This window comes from Nonomuraea sp. NPDC003560 (genome assembly GCF_042878785.1).
Taxonomy (GTDB): domain Bacteria; phylum Actinomycetota; class Actinomycetes; order Streptosporangiales; family Streptosporangiaceae; genus Nonomuraea.
Map to the genome: position 1 here is coordinate 302,862 of NZ_JBIAOF010000005.1, position 17,920 is coordinate 320,781.

Sequence of the window (17,920 nt, forward strand, 5' to 3'; positions counted from 1 at the left end):
GGAAGGCGCCGGCATACAGGCGACCGAGCCGCCTCACGGAGTGAGGCAATTAGATCCGCGAGGGAGCGCCGGCGTCTGGAGGAGCGGCGGGAGCGCAGCGACCAGAGCGGGGGAAGGCGCCGGCATACAGGCGACCGAGCCGCCTCACGGAGTGAGGCAATTAGATCCGCGAGGGAGCGCCGGCGTCTGGAGGAGCGGCGGGAGCGAAGCGACCAGAGCGGGGGAAGACGCCGGCATACCGGCGACCGAGCCGCCTCACGGAGTGAGGCAATTAGATAGAGAAAGGAGACTCGTACGTGAGTGACATCCAGATCCAGGGCGGGGGCGTGTGTGCCGGGCTGCCGGAGCGCACGCTCGACCGGCGTGAGCTGCGCGACCTGGTCGACGAGCTGGCCGCCAACCCGCAGGAGTGGCGTGACATGGTCGACTTCCCGGCCGACGGCGGACGGCACTACGCCTCCCTGTACCGGGACGCCTATGTGGACGTCTGGGTGCTGTGCTGGCGTCCTGAGGACGACACGGGCTGGCACGACCACGACATCTCCTCGGGCGCGGTGCACGTCGTGCAGGGGGCGTTGCAGGAGTGCAATCCGCGCATCGGCGGCGAGCACCTGGAGACCGTGGTGCCGGCCGGTCAGTCGTTCTCGTTCGGGCCCGACCACATCCACCGGCTCGGCGGCGCGGAGGGCGAGAGCGTCTCGATCCACGCGTACTCGCCGCCGTTGTGGCGGCTCGGCCAGTACTCCATCGACGACAGCGGCGTCATGCGCCGGGTGTCGGTGAGCTACGCCGACGAGCTGCGTCCTATGGACGAGCCGGTGGCTGTGGCCTGAGCACGCAGCAGCTCCCGCACGCCTCGACGTCGGGCAGGGTGATCCACAGGCAGCACGTCCTGCGGAAGTAACCGTCGTCGGCGGGCTCGACCAGCCCGTCGACCGGGCTGCCGAGCTCGGCGAGCAGGCCCATGTAGTCGCCCTTGACGATGCAGGTCAGCGGATGGGCGAACGCCTCGGCGGTCGAGCCCCACAAGGTGCGCTCGCCGACCTTGGCGAGCGCGCTGATGGCCTTGACCAGCGGCTGCTGCGCCTCGGCCAGCGACTCGCGGATGGGTTCGACGCCCGTGCCCCAGCTCACGCGGCTGGCGGCGATCGTCACGCCGGCGTCGGAGACCTTGAAGTAGGTGTCGGCCAGCCGCATGACGGGGACGCGGCCGTCGAGGGCCCAGCCGAGCGCCATGGGCAGGCTGTGCCAGTAGCCGAAGGTCTTCCAGAACAGCGCCGCGCCGACGTGCCGGGGCGCGTTCCAGCGTGCCGCCGTCTGCTCGACCAGGCCCGCCAACAGCGTGTACGGCTCCCGCACCAGGTCGGCGGCGGCCGTCCAGCTCTCGTCGGGGTCGATGACGAGCTCTGGCTCGACCCCGATGACACCGCCCCGGCCGTCGGCCAGACGCTGGAGAGCCTCGGTCAGCACGCTGCGGATCCCTTCTACAGGTTAGCCTTACCTAAGGTAGCAGGGCGTCCGGCGAACCATCCAGCCACCAGCTGGGCCCCGAGGACCCCGAGGCCGACCGTCAGCGGCACGGTCCAGCCGCCCGAGACCTCCCTCAGGTAGCCGAACAGCAGCGGGCCCAGGGCGGCCACGACGTACCCCACCGACTGGGCCACGGCCGACAGCGCGGTCACGCCGGCCGGATCGGCCGGGCGCAGGGCGATGATCAGCAGCGCCAGCGCGAACGAGGCCCCCTGGCCGATGCCGAGCACGATCATCCACAACCACGGCACGGTGGCCGGGGCCAGCAGCACGCCGAGGTAGCCGAGCACGGTCAGCACGCCCGCGCCCACCACGTACGGCACCTGCGAGGCCCGGCGGCCGGCCAGCACCGGCACCGCGAGCGAGGTCGCGACCTGGACCAGGTTGGTCAGGCTGAGCAGGTAGCCGGCCTGGTCGGCGGGCAGGCCGGCGTCGAGGAAGATGGTCGGCAGCCAGGCCAGCATGACGTAGAAGGTGAGCGACTGCAGGCCCATGAGCGCGGTCACGTACCAGGTGACGCGGCTGCGCAGGACGGCGCCGAACGGCCTCGGGCCGCCCTGCTCGGCGGGGCCGCCCCGGACCGCCTGCGGCAGCCAGAGCAGGGCCGCGAGCACGGCGGGCACGGCGAGCAGCGCCGAGACGCCGCGCCAGTCGAAGCCGGTGGCTCGCTCCAGCGGGATCACCAGGGCCGAGGCCCCGGCCGCGCCGGCCACCACGGCCGCGACATAGACGCCGGTGAGCAGGTTGACGCGCTCGGGGAAGTGCTGCTTGACGATGCCGGGCATGGAGACGTTCATGACGGCGATGGCGGTCGCGGCCAGCGCCGAGCCCAGGTAGAGCATGGGGACGCCGTCGAGCCCGCGCAGGCACTCCCCCGCCGCGACCACGAGCAGGCCGGCCAGCAGCGTCCTGTCCAGGCCGATGCGCCGCGCGAGCAGCGGGGCCACCGGGCCGAACACGCCCAGGCAGACCACCATGACGGTGGTGATCGCGCCGCCGCCCGACGGCGACAGCCCCAGGTCTTTCATGATCTCGTCGAGCAGCGGTGACAGGCCCGCGATGGCGGGCCTCAGGTTGAGCGCGGCCAGCACGAACCCGGCCACCAGCAAGGCGTGTCGCAACGACATAGGGCACCTACTCTGGCACAGGCGTCTGACAACGTTGTCCGCCCGGGTGCGGTAGGACATGATCCATGCGTGAGACCGACGATGAAGGACGTCGCGGCGGCGGCGGGCGTGGCGCTCAAGACCGTCTCGCGCGTGGTCAACGGCGAGCCCGGCGTCCATCCGGCCACCGCCGAGCGGGTGCGGGCGGCCATCGACCGGCTGGGCTACAGCCGTAACGAGAGCGCCCGGGTCCTGCGCACGGGCATGACCGCCACCATCGGGCTGGTCATCGAGGACGTCGCCGACCCCTTCTACGCCGGTCTCAGCCGGGCCGTCGAGGACGTCGTCATCGACCACGGCTGCCTGCTGCTCAGCGGGTCCTCGGGCGAGGAGCCGGGCCGGGAGCGCGAGCTGGTCGAGACGTTCTGCGCGCGCAGGGTGGACGGGCTGATCGTCGTCCCGGCCGGCGACGACCACGCCTACCTGCGGGGCGAGCTGGAGGCCGGCACGCCCGTGGTGTTCGCCGACCGGCCGCCCGAGCCGGGGATCGAGGTGGACACCGTGCTCGCCGACAACGCGGGCGGGGCCGAGCAGGCCGTCCGGCACCTGCTCACGCACGGGCACCACAGGATCGCGTTCCTGGGCGACGATCCGGCGATCTACACCGCGGCGCGGCGGCTGGCGGGTTACCGGCGGGCGCTCGGCGGGCTGTTCGACCCGCGGCTGGTGGCGATGCGCCCGCCGTCGCTCGACGACGTACGGGCCGACCTGCGGCGCATGCTGGCCCTGGACGCGCCGCCGACCGCGCTGTTCACCGGGAACGGGCGGCTCACGGTGACCGCGTTGCGGGCCCTGGAGGGGCGGCGGCTGGCGCTGGTGGGGTTCGACGACTTCGAGCTGGCCGACCTGCTGCGGCCGGGGGTGAGCGTGGTGGCGCAGGATCCGGCCTGGATGGGCCGGGTGGCCGCCGAGCTGCTGTTCCGCCGCCTGCGCGGTGACGGCGGGCCGCCGGAGCACGTCGAGCTGCCCGTACGTCTCATCCCGCGGGGCTCCGGCGAGCTTCCGGCGACGTGACCGCACCAGCGGAACCGGCGGCACTGGAGGAGCCGTCGGCGCCGGAGGGCTTGGCAGGGCGCAGGGGGCCGAGCAGGGCCAGCGCGACCAGGACCCCCGCCGCGCCCGCCGCGACGATCGCGCCCCCCGGCCCGATCGTCTCGCCCAGCACGCCGACCAGCGCCGCCCCGGCCGCCTGCCCCGTCATCAGCCCCGCCGACTGCAGCCCGAACGCCTGCCCGCGCCCCTCCTCGGGCACCGCGTCCACGAACCGCCGCTGCAACCCGAGCTGGTACGACAACCCCGCGGCCGCGCACGCGGCCAGCACCGCGGCCCACCCCACGCCGGGCCCGAGCGCGAACCCCAGCCACGGCAGCCCGAGCAGCACGGCGAGCGGCGCCGACAGCCGCTCCCGCAGCGGCGGCGCGGCGAACCTGCCCACGGTGAACTCCCCCACCGCCATCCCGGCCGCCGCCGCGGCGAGCACCACGCCCGCCCGCCCCTCACCGCCCAGGTACGGCACGATCATCGCCTCCGCCCCGGCCAGGCACATCGTCGGCAGCCATCCGGCCAGCAGCAGCCCGCGCACCCGCCGGTCGGCCAGCAGCGACCGGTTCACCCGCAGCGTCTGCCGCACGGCCCCCGTCCCGCCACTCCCCGCGGCGGCGCGGGCGGGACGGTCGGGCAGGCCGAACCGCAGGACCACCGCGCCGAGTGCCGACAGCGCGGCGGTGGCGGCCAGCGCGCCGGGCGCCCCGGCGAAGGCCAGGAACGCGCCTCCGGCCGCGAGCCCGCCGACCTGGGAGGCCGCCGAGGTGACCCCGATCACCGACCGGCCGAGCACGAACGCGTCCCCCGGCAGGACGTCCGGCAGCGCCGCCGACCTGGCCGCGCCAAACACCGGCGAGAACAGCCCGCTGACCAGCACCAGCGCCAGCATCCCCCACACCGGCAGCCCGGCGTAGGCGAGCAGCAGGCACACCGCCGCCCGGACCAGCTCTCCGGTCACCATCAGCGCCCGGGGCCGCAGCCGGTCGGCCAGCGACAGCAGGAACATCCCGCCCACGATGTACGGCAGCCACCCCGCCATGTACGCCGCCGCCGACAACCCCGGGGAGCCCGTCCGCGCGTACACCAGCACGGACAGGGCCAGCATCTTGATCGAGTCCCCGGTGACCAGCAGCGCGAAGCTGCCGAACAGCACCCGGAACTCCTTGACCGCGAACACGTCGCCGTACGTCGCCGCTCTCACGTCCCCGATGCTGCTGAACCGGCGCCCGGCCCGGCCATGGTTTCGGATATAACCGAAAGATGGCGCTGAAGATCCAGGTGACCCCGCAGGACCTGGTGGCCAGCAGGTTCGCGATCTCGCCGCTGATCGAGACCATGCACGCCCACTGGACGCTCGACGGCAGGAACGAGCCCGGTGTGCACCGGCGGTGGGTGGAGCGCTGGCGCGGCCCGTACCTCGACCTGCTGCGACGGCATCCGGCGCTGCGCGCGCTGGCGGCGATCAGCGGCAACAAGGGCTACGCGAACGTCGACTTCATCGCCCCGCCGCCGGCCGGGATGAGCGTGCCGTTCGAGACCGAGCTGGCCTCCATGCGCCGGACCCCGGTCGCCCAGGCGCACGAGGAGATCGCCCGGGTTCTGGCGGCGCTGCCGCCGGTGCCGGAGCCGATCCGGGACCTGCTGTTCTCGCCGCGGGTGGTGGAGGTGCTGGCCGACGCGTACGAGGCGCTGTGGCGGGAGATCATCTCCGTCGGCTGGCCGCGACTCCACACGATCCTCGAACGCGACGTGATCCAGCGGGCCGGACGCCTGGCCGCCTACGGCTGGGCCGCCGCGCTGGACGACCTGAGCGACCAGGTGCGCTGGCGTCCGGACGGGCACATCGAGGTGCGCCTGCACACCCGCCACGGCTCGCACGTGCTGGGCGGCGGGGGCCTGCTGTTCGTGCCGACCGCCTTCGCCGGCTCGGTCGGCGTGTACCTGGAGGCGGCCTGGCCCAACGCGCTGGTCTACCCGGCCCGCGGCACGGGCGCCGCGGTCGGCGTGCCGGACGGCGACCTGGCGCTGCTGATCGGCCGCACCAGGGCGCGCCTGCTCACCGAGCTGGCCGTGCCCGCGACGACCACCCACCTGGCCGCCCTGCTCGGCCAGAGCCTCGGCGCGACCGGCGGGCACCTGGCCGTCCTGCGCAGGACGGGCCTCGTCGTCGGCACCCGCACCGGCCGTTCCGTGCTGTACGCCCGTACGCCGCTGGGCGACGCGCTGGCCGGCCGGTCACCGGCGTAGCGGGCCGTCCCGCGTCAGCCCTTCAGCGCGCCCGCCATCAGGCCGCGCATGAAGAACCGGCCGAGCAGCACGTAGATCAGCATGGTCGGGATCGAGGCCAGGACGGCCGCGGCCATCTGCTGGCTGTAGGGGGTGGCCTGGGCCCCGGCGATGTTGTTGAGCATGACGGTGGTCGGCCAGCTCTGCGGGCCGGTGATGAAGACGGCGAACAGGAAGTCGTTCCACAGGGAGGTGAACTGCCAGATGATCACCACCGCGATCGCCGGCCACGACACCGGCAGCACGACCGACCAGTACGCGCGCAGCATGCCCGCGCCGTCCACCCGCGAGGCCTCGATCAGCTCGTCGGGGATCGTGACGTAGTAGTTGCGGAAGATCAGCGTGCAGATCGGGATGCCGTACACGACGTGCGCGAGCACCAGGCCCGGGATGCCGCCGTAGAAGACGCCCTGCAGCCCGGTCTGCTCGTTCAGCCAGACCATGAGCTTGACCAGCGGGATCATCACGCCCTGGTAGGGGATGAACATGCCGAACAGGAACAGCGTGAACAGCACGTCCGCGCCGGGGAAGCGCCATTTGGACAGCACGTAGCCGTTCATCGACCCGAACGCGCACGACAGGAGCGAGCCGGGGACGGCCAGCAGCACGCTGTTCCACAGGCCGGGGGCCAGCTTCTCCCAGGCCACCCGCCACGCCTCGGTGGTCCACGTCCCGGGCAGGTTCCACGCCTGGCCGGGGTCGGCCTCGGTGAGCGGCTTGAAGCTGGTGGCCAGCAGCACGTAGATCGGGACGAGGACGACGACCACCAGGGCGAGCAGCAGGCAGAACCGCACGATGCCGAACCCGGTCCTGCGCCGGGCCGCGACGGCCGTCATGGCCTGCGCTCCTTGCGCACCGACCAGATCAGGTACGGGATCACGAAGACCGCCACGCTGAGCACGATGTACGAGGCGATCGTGGCCCCCTTCGCCGGGTCGTGCGAGTCGTAGACCGCCACCCACATGAACACCGCGGGCACGTCGGTGATGATCTGCTTGCCGGACACCGCCACGATGAGGTCGAAGACCTTGAGCGAGATGTGTCCCAGGATGATCAGCGCCGACAGGGTGACCGGCCTGAGCATGGGCAGCACCACGTGCCGGTAGACGCCCCACTCGCCGGCGCCGTCCACCCGCGCGGCCTCGCGCAGCTCCTCGGGGACGCCGCGGAAGCCCGCCAGGAACAACGCCATGACATATCCGGACATCTGCCAGATCGCTGGGAGCGCCATCGCGGCCATCCCCCAGTCCGGATCCCTGAACCACTGCCACTGCGGCAGCCCGATCGCGTCGAACAGCCGGTTCAGGCCGACCGCCCGCTCGCCCGTCCCCGAGTTCATCAGCCACCGCCACACGATGCCGGTCGCGACGAACGACACGGCCATCGGGAACAGGTAGATCGCCCGGAACGTGCCCTCCCCCCAGATCCCCTTCTCCATGAGGAACGCCAGGAACCAGCCCAGCACCAGCGCCCCCGCCACGAACGCGATCGTGAACACGATCGCGTGGTCGACCGACAGACGCCAGCGCGCCTGGTCCCAGATGTCGACGAAGTTCTTCAGCCCCACGAACGTGCCCTCGGACACCTCATCGTGCTGGTCCGTCATGGCCAGGCGGAAGTTCCAGCCCAGCATGCCGTACACGAACACGCCGATCGCCACGATCGACGGCGCGACGAGGAGGAGTCCGGGCAGCCAGGTGCGTGCCCGCCTCACAACCGTTTCCCTTCGCGCGGGTACGGCGGGAGCCTCCCGCCGTACCCGCATGCGTCACTGAGCGTTGGCCTTGGCCGCGTCGGCCAGGCCCTGCTGCAGGCCCTTGACGTCCTTGCTGCCGATGAACAGCCCGACCGCCTCGTTGATCGAGGCCAGCCACGGCTGGCTCACCGAGACGCCGTGCTGGATGGAGCCGGCCAGCTTGTCGCCCGACCAGTCCTTCAGTGCGTCGGCCAGGTAGTCGGTGTAGAGCGACTGGTCGGCGTCCTTGCGGGCGGGGATGGAGCCCTTCTTGGGGTTGAAGGCGTCCTGGCCCTCCTTGCTCGCCGCGACCTTCAGCCAGGCGACGGCCCCGTCCCGGTTCTTGGCGCCCTTGGGCAGCGTGAAGCTGTCCGACAGCCACATGTAGGTGCCCTCGGTGCCGGGCGCGGGCGCCCAGTCGAAGTCCGTCTTGGACGTCTTGCCGAGGCCGCCCTCCGGCGGGTTGTGGAAGTAGCCGTAGGCCCAGTCGCCCATGATGTTGAACGCCGCCTCGCCGTCGGCCACCTGCTTGGCGGCGGGCTGCCAGTCGTCCTGCGGGTCGCCCGCGTACGACATGATCTTGGCGTAGTTCTCCAGCGCCTTCGTCATCTGCGGGCCGCTCCAGTCGGCGCCCGGCTTGAACAGCGCGTTGTAGGCGTCGGTGCCGAGCGAGCCGAGCAGCACGTTCTCCAGCAGGTGGGTGGCGGTCCACTCCGAGCCGACGGAGATCGGGATCTTGCCCTTGGCCTTGACCTTCTCCAGGTCGGCGATGAACTCCTCGATCGTCTTGGGCGCGGCCGCGATGCCGGCGTCCTTGAGCACCTTGGGGTTGAACCACAGGACGTTGGACCGGTGGATGTTGACCGGCACCGAGTAGATCTTGCCCTCGACGCTGATCTGCTCGACGAGCTGGGCGGGGAAGACGTCCTTGAGCTTCAGCTCGTCGTACAGGAACGTCAGGTCCTCCAGGTTGCCCGCCTTGATGTAGCCCTGCAACTCGGCGCCGGCGTGCCCCTGGAACGTGTCGGGCGGCGTGCCGGCCTGCAACTTCGACTGCAACAACGCCTTGGCCTTGTCACCCGAGCCGCCCGCCACGGCGGCGTCGAAGAACGTGTAGTTCGGGTTCTTGTCCTCGAATATCTTCTTCATCGCCGCGAGGCCGTCGGCCTCACCGGGGCCCGTCCACCAGGAGAAGACCTCCACCTGCTGCTTGCCGCCGCTCGACGAACCCGGCTCAGCAGTCTGGCCGCCGCTGCCTCCGCCGCAGCCCGCCAGGCCCAGAACGCCCGCCATCGTGATCGAGACGGCCGCTAACCACCGTCGCATCGCACACCATTCCCTTCGCGATCCCCCGAAGTTGGTGACCTTTGACAACGTTGTCAACAACGGCTATCAACCCACTTCGCGCGCGCCGACGTCAAGGGCGGGGGAGGTAACAGGTCCGCATACTCAGCCCACGCGCTCCAGCGTGCCGGCCGGCCCGGTGAGCACGGTGACGCCCGCGTCGTAGCCGGATCCGGGCAGGTCACCGGGGCCCGCGGCCACGACCAGCGCGCCCTTGGACACGGCCAGGCCGACCAGGGCGGGCAGGTCGGCGCCGGCGCCGGGCGGCCACGTGCACAGCACGACGTCGGACTCCCTCAGGCCGACGGGCACGTCGAGCTCGGCCATCCTGGCCAGCAGGTCGGCATGGGTGAGCCGGGCGCCGCCGGGCAGCGCCAGCGCGTCCTGGCGCTTGGCGTCGAGGGCGGGCAGCGCGGTGGGCTCCAGCACCAGCAGGCCGCGGAAGTCGATCGTGTCGAGCGCCGGGCCGAGCGAGACCACCTGGCGCACGCGGGAGCCGTCGGCCGCCGCGATCGCCGTCTCCGCCAGGTCGGGGGTGGTGATCAGCATGCGGGCGTCGCACTCGCGCAGCAGCGCCGCCACCTCCTCGACGCCGAGCCCCGGACCGATCGGCGCGGCCACCCCGCCCGCCGCCAGCACGGTGTGCAGGGCCACCGTCTGGGTGCCGGTCGTGGGGACGTGCACCCCTACCACCTGGTCGCGGCGCGCTCCCCTGCGCACCAGCCCGGACGCCGCCCTGGTCACCTCGGTCACCAGGCTGCGGTAGCCGTAGACGTGGCCGCCGCGCAGATCGATGAGCGCCGGCCGCTCGCCCCGCTCGTAGGCCCGGCGGAACACCTCGTGGATCACGGTGCCGGAGGACGAGGCGGACGGCGTCATGCCCGTCAACGTACGGTCGCCCGCGCGCCGGCCGCATCCACCGATCTATGTAGAGCGGTGTGCATTTCCCCAGCCCAGGGCCGAGGTGGGCGGGCCCGAGCCCTGCGCGACTCGAGCCCGCTGTCACGCGCCCTGGAACCGGGCCCCCACCCCTCCGAGAAGGCCCGGCTCCGTCGGGACGCGTGACGTCCCTCGGTCGATCGGCCGCCGCGGCCCCCGGCGCGAGGACGGGAAGCGCGGAGCGCGGTCGATCACACGCAGAACGGTAGGCGTTCGGACCGGGGCGGCACATGCGCTGACATGGCCATTCGACGATGTAAGCGGCGGGCGGCGGCGATGTGTAGAGAACCCGCCGGGATCAGCGTCCGCCGATCACCCATGCGGCAATCTGTGTACGTGTGGAGAAGCCCAGCTTGCCGAGGATGTTGGCGACGTGCCGCGCGGCGGTGGCCGGGCTGATCACCAGTTCGTCGGCGATGGCCCGGTTGCTCAGCCCGCGGGCCACCAGCTCGGCGATCTCACGTTCCCTGGCCGTCAGCCTGCTGTCCTGGGCCGCCGGGGCGACCGGCGCGGCCGGCAGCTCGGGCAACGGGCCGCCGAGCGCGCACGAGACCGCCTGGTCGGCCGTCATCGCCAGGCCCTCGGCCCACAGCAGCGCCACCACGGCCTCACCCAGCCGGTCGCGGACGGGGGCCAGCAGCTCTTCGGTGCGGGCGTCGGGGCGGCGGTCGCGCAGCCCCAGGGAGGCGGCGGCCAGCAGGACCGCGCGCCGGTCGTCGCCCTCGGCCGCCACCAGGCGCGCCCAGGCCGCCAGCCGCCGGGCGATGCTGTCACGCAGGCCCGCGTCGCGGCTGAGCACCAGCGCCTCGGTGAGCCGCGCGCGGGCCTCGGCCAGGTCGCCCTCCTCCAGCGCGACGCGGCCGAGCCCGGCCAGGCAGCTCACGATCTGCTGCCGGGCGTCGATGTGCCGCAGCAGGCGCAGGCCGGCCTCGTAGTGCCGCCGGGCGGCCGGCCGGTCGCCGGTGCGCCGGGCGATCTGGGCCAGGCCGACGTGCCCGTAGGACTGGCCGAGGTGGTTGTCCAGCCGTTCGCTCAGCGACAGGACCTCCTCGAACGCGCGCCGCGCCTCGTGGAGGCGGCCGGCCCGCAGGCCGAAGTCGGCCCGGGTGCCCTGGGCCAGCGACTCCAGGATCGGGTCGCCGCGCCGCCGCGCCGCCTCCAGGGCCGGGGTCAGGGACTCCTGGTCGCCGGTCGCCTGGGCCAGCATGATCAGGCCCACGGCCTCGCCGTAGGCGTCCTGGGCGTCGACGCACAGCGCCAGCCCGATCTGTACGCACCGCGCCGCGAGCCCCGTCTCGCCGGCCGCGAGCGCCAGCTCACCGCGCAGGATCATCGCCTGCCCGCGTAAGCCCTCGGGCACGTCGGGGGCGTCGAGCGCGAGCAGCCGGTCGAGCCGCTCGGCGATGTCCAGCCGCCGCCCGCTGGCCATGAGCAGGTAGCGCACGTCGGTCAGCAGTTGCAGGGCGGTCTGCGGCGACCCGCTCGCCACGGCCCAGTCGCAGGCCGCGCCCACCTCGGCCTTGAGCCCGTCGAACAGGTTGACGTAGCGCTCGACCACGGGCCACGACGTGCGCGTGCCCGGCGCGAGGACGTCCTTGAACCGCCCGGCCAGCCCGGCGAGCGCCGCCAGGTGCGCGCGGCGCAGCGCCGCCTCCTCGCCGGACTCCGCGAGCCGCTCCAGCGCGTATTCGCGGACGGTCTCCAGCAGCCGGTAGCGGGCCTGGCCGGCGACCTCGCCGTCGAGCACGACCAGCGACTTGTCCACCAGGTCGCACAGGCGCGGCAGCACGTCCTCCTCGGGCAGGCCGGAGCCGGCGCACACCGCTTCGGCCAGGTCGAGCGTCCAGCAGGAGCGGAAGGCCGCCACGCGGCGCAGCAGCAGGCGTTCCTGGGGGCTGAGCAGCCGGTAGCTCCAGTCGACGGCGGCGCGCAGCGTACGGTGCCTGGCGTGGGCCGTACGGGCGCCGCCCGCCAGCACCCTGAACCGGTCGTCGAGCCGCTCGACGAGCTGCCTGACCGACAACACCCGCACCATGGCGGCGGCCAGCTCGATCGCCAGCGGCAGCCCGTCGAGCGCCTGGCACAGCTCGATCGCCAGCGGCAGCGTCTCCTCGGTCAGCTCGAAGCCAGGACGCGCGGCGGTGGCCCTGGTCACGAACAGACGCACGGCCTCGCTCTCCTCGCCGACGAGCGAGAGCGGCGGCACCCGCCAGACCGTCTCGCCCGGCACCCGCAGCGGCTCGCGGCTGGTGGCCAGCACGGTGAGCCGCGGGCAGGCGCCGAGCAGGTCGCGGCAGAGCTCGGCGCACTCGCCGACCACCGGCTCGCAGTTGTCCAGGACGAGCAGCACGCGGCGGCCGCCGATGGTGTCCGCCAGGTCGTCGGCGACGCCGAGCGCGGCGCGGACCCGCTCCCGCAGCTCGCCCTTCTCCACGTCGGCCAGCTCGACCAGCCACACGCCGTCGGGGTGCTCGGCGGCGACCCTGGCGGCCAGGCGCAGGGCCAGGCGCGTCTTGCCGATGCCCCCCGCGCCGCACAGCGTCACCACGCGCGAGACGCGGCCGAGATGGGCCAGCTCATCGAGATCGGACTCCCGGCCCACGAACAGGTTGGGCTCGGCCGGCAGGTTGCGGAAATCGGCGGTTCGCAGCATCACTGTGAGTGTGGCATCAACTACCGTTCGCGCCCAGACTCAATCGGTGGCGAAGTCGGCGGCCCGGCGTCAGGCCAGCGCGGCCTCCAGCACCGCGCGGGCCACCTGCGCCACCGCGCCCGCCCGGGGGCCGGGGTGCTCCAGCACCACGCCGACCGCCACCTCCGGGGCGGTCGCCGGGGCGAACGCCGTGGCCAGCGCGTGCTCGCCGCCCGTCGCGGCGATCTTGGCGGCCACCTCGACCCCGGGGACGGCGACGGCCGCGCCCGGCCCGCCCGCGTGCGTCCCCGCGGTCATCATCGCGGCCAGGTAGCGGGCCTGGACGGTCGTCATGGTGGTGCGGTACGGCTGCGGCCCCGCCTGGCCGAGCAGCGAGCCGTCCGGCAGGCTCACCTCCTCCACCAGGTACGGCCGCATCAGCACGCCGTTGTTGGCCACGGCCGCCGACAACATCGCCACCATCAGCGGCGTCGCCCGGTCCTGGTCCCGGCCGACGGCCGACAGGGCGGTCCGCGCCCGGTCCATGCCCTGCGGGTACGTGCTGGGCGCCGGGGCCATCGGCACGCGCAGGTCGCCGTCGCCGAACCCGAACGCCTCGGCCTGGTCCCTGAGGCTGTCCTGGCCGAGCTGCACCCCGATGCCCGCGAACGCGGTGTCGCACGAGGTCTGGAAGGCGCGCAGCAGCGTGGGCCGGGGCCTGCCGCACGAGCCGGCGATCGAGGCGGGCAGCCGCGGGCGGACGACGGCGTCCACGGGGGCCGTGGGCGTGTACTCGCCCGAGGCCAGCGCCGCGGCCGTGGTCACCACCTTGAACGTGGCCCCCGGCGGATAGACCTGGTCCAGCGCCCGGTTCAGCAGGGGCCGGCCGGGGGCGTCGCGCAGCCGGTCGAGGGCGCCGTCGAGCCGGGCGGGGTCGAAGGTGGCCAGCGTGTTGGGGTCGTAGGACGGATAGCTGGCCAGGGCGAGGATCGCGCCGGTGGCCGGGTCGATGGCCACGGCCGCGCCGGGCACGCCGGTGGCCTCCAGGGCGTGGTAGGCGGCCCACTGGGTGCGCTGGCCGATGGTCAGCCGCACGTCGGCGCCGGCCACGTCGCCGTCGCTGACCATCGAGCGCACCTTGACCTTGGCGTCGTCGCCGGACAGGACGCCGTCCTCGGCCTCCTCCACGCCCGTGGACCGGTAGAGGGACAGGTAGCCGGTCACGGGGGCGTAGAGCTCGCCGTCGGTGTACACCCGCTGGAACCGGTACGGGCCGCCGCCGGGCGTCGGGCGGCTCCTGGCCACGGTCGCGCCGTCGTAGGTCAGGATGTCGCCACGCGGACGGGCGAACCGGGCGATGAGCGAGCGCTCGTTGCGGCGGTCGGCGTTGAGCCCCCGCGTCCCGAACGCCTGGACGACCGTGATGTGGGCCAGCAGGACGAACAGCAGGGCCGCGCAGAGCACGGCCATGCGGCCCAGCGGGACGTCGATCTGCTTCGCCCTGGTTCCCGCCATGGTCCTTGGTCTAACAACCGGACCACCAAGGCAGGGCTACAGGACGCTGCGGTAGTAGGAAATCTTGCGGTGGATGTAGTTCTGGCGCTCGGCCAGGTTGGCGATCTGGGCCTGGACCTGCCGGTCGTGCTCCTCCAGAAGCCTGATGCGGTCGGGGATCGTGTCGTCGCCGCCGCGGACGAGCTCGGCGAAGCGCAGCAGCATGGCGATGGGCATGCCGGTGTCGCGCAGGCAGCGGATCATGCCGAGCCAGCCGACGTCCTCCTCGCTGAACCTGCGCTGACCGGCCGCGTTGCGCTCCACGCGCTCCAGCAGGCCGATCTTCTCGTAGTAGCGGAGGGTGTCGAGGCTGAAGCCGGTCTCCTCGACGACCTCGGCGGGGGTGTACACGCTCACGCGGCCCAGTCTTTCACCTGGAGCGCACTCCAGGTCAACGACTTGACCTGGAGTGCGCTCCAGGTCCGAGGGTCTGTCCCATGAACATCGCACTCGGCACCATCCCGTTCGGCACCGGCGTCGGCCTGCGGGAGACCTTCGCCATCCTCGACCGCTTCCAGGACGCCGGCGGCACCATGCTGGACACCGCCGACAACTAACCCTTCTGGAACGAGGGCTGCACCGGCGACGAGAGCGAGGAGGCCATCGGCGCCTGGCTGGCCGCGCGCGGCAGTCGCCCAGGGGATCAGGGCAGGTGGTCGGCGAGGTAGCGGCGGACGAGCTGCTTGCACTCGGCGATCAGGTCGGCGTCGCCGCCGGGATCGGCCCGGAAGGCGAGCTTGAGCACGGCGTCGGTGGCCTCGACGGCCACCACGAGCGCCCGGTCGAGCCCGGGGCCCGCGGGCGCGTCGAGCAGGGCGAGGGTGAGGGCGCGCAACCGGTCGGCCACGATGACGTTGTTGTCGAGGGCGCTGTCGAGCGTGCGTTTGGTGCCCTCCAGCGGCGGCCCGCCCGGGGTGGGCAGGACCTCGCCGAAGTCGACCACCGCGAACCCGGGGGTGGTGCGCTTCATGTCGACGAACTCGTCGATGGCCAGGTCGACCAGATCGGTCCAGTGGCCGAGATCGGCCTCGGCGATGCGCTGGGTGACGCGCTGGAGGAACGCCTCCAGGTTGCGCAGCGCGAGGGCGCGCACCAGGCCCTGCTTGTCGTGGAAGAACTGGTAGAAGGTGCCGATGGGGACCTCGGCGCGGCGCGCGACCTCCTTCGTGGTCAACGCCTCGTAGCCCACCTCGTCGAGCAGGAGCGCGCACTCGTCGAGCATCCGCTCCACCCGCTCCACGCTCCGGCGCTGGGCGGGACGGCGGCGCAAGGTACTCGTCATGCTCCCCATCCTGGCTTATTACCAGCAGGTACAGACCGGCCACTTTGCCGTCCGTTAACATGAGCCATACTCGCATAAAGGAGCCGAGATGTTCTTATGGGGTACGGCGACCGCCGCCTACCAGATCGAGGGCGCGGTGGCCGAGGACGGCCGGGGCGCGTCCATCTGGGACACCTTCGCCCACGAGCCCGGCCGGACCAGGGACGGCCACACCGGGGACGTGGCCTGCGACCACTACCACCGCTGGCGCGAGGACGTCGCCCTCATGTCCGGCCTCGGCGTGAACGCCTACCGCTTCTCCATCGCCTGGCCGCGGGTGCAGCCGCTCGGCGCCGGCGAGGTCAACCCCGCGGGCCTCGACTTCTACGAACGCCTCACCGACGGCCTGCTGGCGGCCGGCATCCAGCCCGTGCCGACGCTCTTCCACTGGGACCTGCCCCAGGCGCTCCAGGACCGCGGCGGCTGGACCGGCCGCGACACGGCCGGCCGCTTCGCCGACTACGCCGCGATCGTCGCCGAGCGCCTGGCCGACCGCATCCCGCTGTGGATCACCCTGAACGAGCCGTTCGTGCACATGGCCTTCGGCCACGCCATGGGCGTCCACGCCCCCGGCCAGGCTCTGCTGCTCGACGCCCTCCCCGTCGCCCACCACCAGCTCCTCGGCCACGGCCTGGCGGTCGCGGCCCTGCGCGCGGCGGGCGCGCGGCAGGTGGCCATCACCAACAACTGCACGCCGGTCTGGCCCGCGTCGCGGGAGGAGGCGGACGTCAAGGCCGCCGACGCCTACGACGTCCTGCACAACCGGCTGTTCAACGACCCGGTGCTGCTCGGGAGGTATCCGGACCTCTCGGCCTACACCGCCGACCTCGACTTCGTCCGCGACGGCGACCTGGAGACCATCTCCGCCCCCCTGGACGCCCTCGGCATCAACTACTACAACCCCACCCGGATCGCCGCCCCGCCGCCCGGCGAGGTGCTCCCGTTCACCGACACCGGCGTCACGGGGTATCCCACGACCGCGTTCGGCTGGCCGGTCGTGCCCGACGGCCTGCGCGAGCTCCTGACCGGCCTCAAGGCCCGGTACGGCAGCGCACTCCCGCCGATCCACGTCACCGAGAACGGCTGCTCCCAGCCCGACGAGCTCACCCCGCAGGGCACGGTCGAGGACCAGGCCCGCATCGACTACCTGCGCGGCCACATCGACGCCGTCATGGCCGCGCGGGCCGAGGGCGTGGACGTGCGCGGCTACTTCGTCTGGTCGCTGCTGGACAACTTCGAGTGGGCCGAGGGCTACCACCAGCGCTTCGGCCTGGTGCACGTGGACTTCGCCACGGGCCGCCGCACCCCGAAGGCGTCCTACGCGTGGTACCGGGAGCGGGTCGCTCAGAACACCGAGACGTGAACGTGGTCGTAGTGGTTGGCGGTCACGCCGCCCCGGTCGGACATGGGGTCCCAGCCTCCGCCTGACCGGATGTCGTAGTAGCGCTGCTTCCAGATGATGTACATGACGCCGATCCGCGCGCCGTTCTTGATGAGCCATTCGGCCAGGGCGTCCCCGCGGTCGGCGTCGGCCCCGGAGGCCATGGTGCCGCCGCGGGACATCATGAAGTCGCAGGCCCGGCCCTTGCCGTGCTCGCCGGGGTCGCCGGGGCGCAGGCAGCCCACTCCGTACTTCATCGGGAAGTTCTGCATGATCTCGGCGCGTACCGCGATCATGCGCGGGGTCAGGCCCTCGGCGCCGCCGGGCTGCTGGAAGCCGTACTTGGCGAGCAGGCGCTCGATCTCGCGCCGCTTGCCCTGAAGGGTCCTGATCTCCTTCTTCAGCTTGTCGATCTTGTCGTTGGCGTTGAGCTTGGCCTCTTTGGACTTCGCGATGAGCTTCTGGATGCTCTGGACGCGCTCGGTCCGCTCGGCGGCCATGTACGACATGTTCGCCGCCTGCCCGAGCGCGATGGCCGGGTCGACGCTGAGGCCGAACAGCTGCATGCCGTCGAGGGGGCCGTTGACGTACGTCTGGCGCGCGATCTCGGCCACGCCGGCCTGGGCCGCGGCCAGCCGCGCCGCCAGGTCGCCGGAGGTGTCGGTGGCGTTCTTGGCCTGGATCCTGATCTCCTCCAGGCTCTGGATCTGGCCGCGGTAGAGGTCGTTGAGCCGGGACGCCTGTTTGGTGAGTCTGCGCAGCTCGTCGATGTTGGGATCGGCCGACGCCGGCTGCGGGGAGGCGAGCCCGAGCAGCCCGGAGAGGACGACGAAGACCGCGGCGAGCCGCCAGATCCTCACACCCGTCCCCTCCTCGCATAGACGGACCGAAACTATAGAAGATGATCTTGATGGCTGTCATCCGAACCAGCCAACTGACGCACCTTTGGCGAGGTACATAGTCCTTTGTCGGAAATAAGGAAGATCTA

The 17,920-nt window shown here is 72.5% G+C and carries 16 protein-coding genes; 4 read left to right on the plus strand and 12 right to left on the minus strand.

Translation table 11 applies throughout. The features are described from left to right. Positions 1–296: 296 nt before the first annotated feature. On the plus strand, positions 297–833 hold the full coding sequence (locus ACFYUV_RS22055; protein WP_352323951.1) for a cysteine dioxygenase family protein: 537 nt from the start codon (positions 297–299) through the stop codon (positions 831–833). On the opposite strand, the gene ACFYUV_RS22060 is transcribed toward ACFYUV_RS22055, so the two are convergent. Both ACFYUV_RS22060 and ACFYUV_RS22065 read right to left on the minus strand, forming a co-directional pair. Then, the gene (locus tag ACFYUV_RS22060) at positions 805–1,470 is read right to left on the minus strand and encodes a hypothetical protein (RefSeq protein ID WP_387670932.1); all 666 of its coding nucleotides are present in this window, start codon (positions 1,468–1,470) and stop codon (positions 805–807) included. The genes ACFYUV_RS22055 and ACFYUV_RS22060 overlap by 29 nt on opposite strands. A 14-nt stretch (positions 1,471–1,484) precedes the next feature. Further along, positions 1,485–2,657: an MFS transporter gene (locus tag ACFYUV_RS22065; RefSeq protein WP_358288409.1), complete on the minus strand. Its 1,173-nt coding sequence runs from the start codon at positions 2,655–2,657 to the stop codon at positions 1,485–1,487. A 69-nt stretch (positions 2,658–2,726) separates the two neighbouring features. Between ACFYUV_RS22065 and ACFYUV_RS22070 the strand changes: the two genes are divergently transcribed. Beyond that, positions 2,727–3,710, plus strand: coding sequence for a LacI family DNA-binding transcriptional regulator (locus ACFYUV_RS22070; RefSeq protein WP_387670934.1), 984 nt, complete (start codon positions 2,727–2,729; stop codon positions 3,708–3,710). Here the strand turns inward: ACFYUV_RS22070 and ACFYUV_RS22075 are convergent. Beyond that, on the minus strand, positions 3,673–4,941 hold the full coding sequence (locus tag ACFYUV_RS22075) for an MFS transporter (protein WP_387670936.1): 1,269 nt from the start codon (positions 4,939–4,941) through the stop codon (positions 3,673–3,675). The genes ACFYUV_RS22070 and ACFYUV_RS22075 overlap by 38 nt on opposite strands. A gap of 59 nt (positions 4,942–5,000) precedes the next feature. On the opposite strand from ACFYUV_RS22075, the gene ACFYUV_RS22080 reads away from it, so the two are divergent. Then, a complete protein-coding gene (locus ACFYUV_RS22080; RefSeq protein ID WP_387670938.1) occupies positions 5,001–5,987 on the plus strand; it encodes an ArsR family transcriptional regulator in 987 nt (328 codons plus the stop codon). A 14-nt stretch (positions 5,988–6,001) separates the two neighbouring features. Here ACFYUV_RS22080 and ACFYUV_RS22085 read toward each other — a convergent pair whose 3' ends face one another. The 8 genes from ACFYUV_RS22085 to ACFYUV_RS22120 all read right to left on the minus strand — a co-directional run bounded on the left by ACFYUV_RS22085 (position 6,002) and on the right by ACFYUV_RS22120 (position 15,512). Continuing rightward, positions 6,002–6,862: a carbohydrate ABC transporter permease gene (locus ACFYUV_RS22085; protein ID WP_387670940.1), complete on the minus strand. Its 861-nt coding sequence runs from the start codon at positions 6,860–6,862 to the stop codon at positions 6,002–6,004. Further along, complete coding sequence (locus ACFYUV_RS22090) at positions 6,859–7,740, minus strand: sugar ABC transporter permease (protein WP_357972963.1); 882 nt, start codon at positions 7,738–7,740, stop codon at positions 6,859–6,861. Before ACFYUV_RS22090 ends, ACFYUV_RS22085 begins: the two co-directional genes overlap by 4 nt. 54 nt (positions 7,741–7,794) lie before the next feature. Next, positions 7,795–9,087 carry an ABC transporter substrate-binding protein gene (locus ACFYUV_RS22095; protein ID WP_387670942.1) on the minus strand — a complete coding sequence of 431 codons (1,293 nt, stop codon included), beginning with the start codon at positions 9,085–9,087 and terminating at the stop codon, positions 7,795–7,797. Between the two features lie 123 nt (positions 9,088–9,210). Then, on the minus strand, positions 9,211–9,984 hold the full coding sequence (locus ACFYUV_RS22100) for an AMP-binding protein (protein ID WP_387670944.1): 774 nt from the start codon (positions 9,982–9,984) through the stop codon (positions 9,211–9,213). Positions 9,985–10,342: 358 nt separating this feature from the next. Continuing rightward, positions 10,343–12,697: an ATP-binding protein gene (locus tag ACFYUV_RS22105; protein WP_387670945.1), complete on the minus strand. Its 2,355-nt coding sequence runs from the start codon at positions 12,695–12,697 to the stop codon at positions 10,343–10,345. Between the two features lie 69 nt (positions 12,698–12,766). Then, positions 12,767–14,191: a penicillin-binding transpeptidase domain-containing protein gene (locus tag ACFYUV_RS22110; protein WP_387670947.1), complete on the minus strand. Its 1,425-nt coding sequence runs from the start codon at positions 14,189–14,191 to the stop codon at positions 12,767–12,769. 36 nt (positions 14,192–14,227) lie between these two features. Continuing rightward, positions 14,228–14,587 (minus strand): MerR family transcriptional regulator, encoded by a 360-nt coding sequence (locus ACFYUV_RS22115; protein WP_352352118.1) that lies wholly within the window; start codon positions 14,585–14,587, stop codon positions 14,228–14,230. Positions 14,588–14,873: 286 nt separating this feature from the next. Beyond that, positions 14,874–15,512 (minus strand): TetR family transcriptional regulator, encoded by a 639-nt coding sequence (locus ACFYUV_RS22120; RefSeq protein WP_387670949.1) that lies wholly within the window; start codon positions 15,510–15,512, stop codon positions 14,874–14,876. 88 nt (positions 15,513–15,600) lie between these two features. Between ACFYUV_RS22120 and ACFYUV_RS22125 the strand changes: the two genes are divergently transcribed. Further along, on the plus strand, positions 15,601–16,914 hold the full coding sequence (locus tag ACFYUV_RS22125) for a GH1 family beta-glucosidase (RefSeq protein WP_387670951.1): 1,314 nt from the start codon (positions 15,601–15,603) through the stop codon (positions 16,912–16,914). On the opposite strand, the gene ACFYUV_RS22130 is transcribed toward ACFYUV_RS22125, so the two are convergent. After that, positions 16,896–17,792, minus strand: a complete 897-nt coding sequence (locus ACFYUV_RS22130) for a coiled-coil domain-containing protein (RefSeq protein ID WP_387670953.1) — start codon at positions 17,790–17,792, stop codon at positions 16,896–16,898. The genes ACFYUV_RS22125 and ACFYUV_RS22130 overlap by 19 nt on opposite strands. Positions 17,793–17,920 lie beyond the last annotated feature (128 nt).

What these genes read in the sequence shown, in the direction of transcription:
- ACFYUV_RS22065 (WP_358288409.1), bottom strand. Translation starts at nt 2,657, where the DNA reads ATGTCGTTGCGACACGCCTTGCTGGTGGCCGGGTTCGTGCTGGCCGCG.
- ACFYUV_RS22080 (WP_387670938.1), top strand. Translation starts at nt 5,001, where the DNA reads ATGGCGCTGAAGATCCAGGTGACCCCGCAGGACCTGGTGGCCAGCAGG.
- ACFYUV_RS22085 (WP_387670940.1), bottom strand. Translation starts at nt 6,862, where the DNA reads ATGACGGCCGTCGCGGCCCGGCGCAGGACCGGGTTCGGCATCGTGCGG.
- ACFYUV_RS22095 (WP_387670942.1), bottom strand. Translation starts at nt 9,087, where the DNA reads ATGCGACGGTGGTTAGCGGCCGTCTCGATCACGATGGCGGGCGTTCTG.
- ACFYUV_RS22100 (WP_387670944.1), bottom strand. Translation starts at nt 9,984, where the DNA reads ATGACGCCGTCCGCCTCGTCCTCCGGCACCGTGATCCACGAGGTGTTC.
- ACFYUV_RS22105 (WP_387670945.1), bottom strand. Translation starts at nt 12,697, where the DNA reads ATGCTGCGAACCGCCGATTTCCGCAACCTGCCGGCCGAGCCCAACCTG.
- ACFYUV_RS22110 (WP_387670947.1), bottom strand. Translation starts at nt 14,191, where the DNA reads ATGGCGGGAACCAGGGCGAAGCAGATCGACGTCCCGCTGGGCCGCATG.
- ACFYUV_RS22120 (WP_387670949.1), bottom strand. Translation starts at nt 15,512, where the DNA reads ATGACGAGTACCTTGCGCCGCCGTCCCGCCCAGCGCCGGAGCGTGGAG.
- ACFYUV_RS22125 (WP_387670951.1), top strand. Translation starts at nt 15,601, where the DNA reads ATGTTCTTATGGGGTACGGCGACCGCCGCCTACCAGATCGAGGGCGCG.